Source organism: Mesorhizobium sp. M4B.F.Ca.ET.017.02.2.1, from assembly GCF_003998955.1.
Classification (GTDB): domain Bacteria; phylum Pseudomonadota; class Alphaproteobacteria; order Rhizobiales; family Rhizobiaceae; genus Mesorhizobium; species Mesorhizobium abyssinicae.
In genome coordinates this window covers 1-504 of sequence record NZ_RZOF01000703.1, presented here as the reverse complement: position 1 = coordinate 504, position 504 = coordinate 1, and the positions used below count along the sequence as shown (strand labels likewise).

The 504-nt window shown below is 67.1% G+C and carries 1 protein-coding gene; it reads left to right on the top strand.

Translation table 11 applies throughout. The annotated features are described in order from the left end of the window. Positions 1-504, top strand: a 504-nt coding sequence (locus EN738_RS34955; protein WP_127287444.1) for an MFS transporter, incomplete at both ends; no start/stop codon positions are given.

Below are 504 nucleotides of genomic sequence, written 5' to 3'. Positions count from 1 at the left end.
ATCCTGGTCCTGGTCGCGGTGACGCTGTCGGCGATGCTGCTGGAAGGCGCCAGCATCGACTGGTCGGCGATCTACATGCGCACCGTGTTCGACACCGGCCCCTTCGTCGCCGGCTTCACCGTGGCGCTGTTCGCGTTCTCGCAAGCGACCACGCGCTTCTTCGCCGACAGCTTCGTCGATCGCCACTCGCCGAGCGGCGTGGCGCGCGTACTGCTGGCGACAATGGCCGCGGGCGTGCTTTTGGTCTTCCTGTCGCCCGCGCCTTTTTTCTCGTTGCTGGGCTTTGCGCTTCTGGGCATCGGCACCAGCGCCATCTTTCCGCTGGCGATCTCGGCCGCCGCGCAGCGCACGGACCGCTCCGCGGCAATAAATGTCGCGGCGCTGTCGCAGATCTCCTTCGTCGCCTTCCTGCTCGGCCCGCCGCTGCTCGGCTTCGTCTCCGACCATTGGGGCATCCGCTCGGCCTTCGGCATCGGCATCCCGTTCATCGCGCTGAGCCTACTG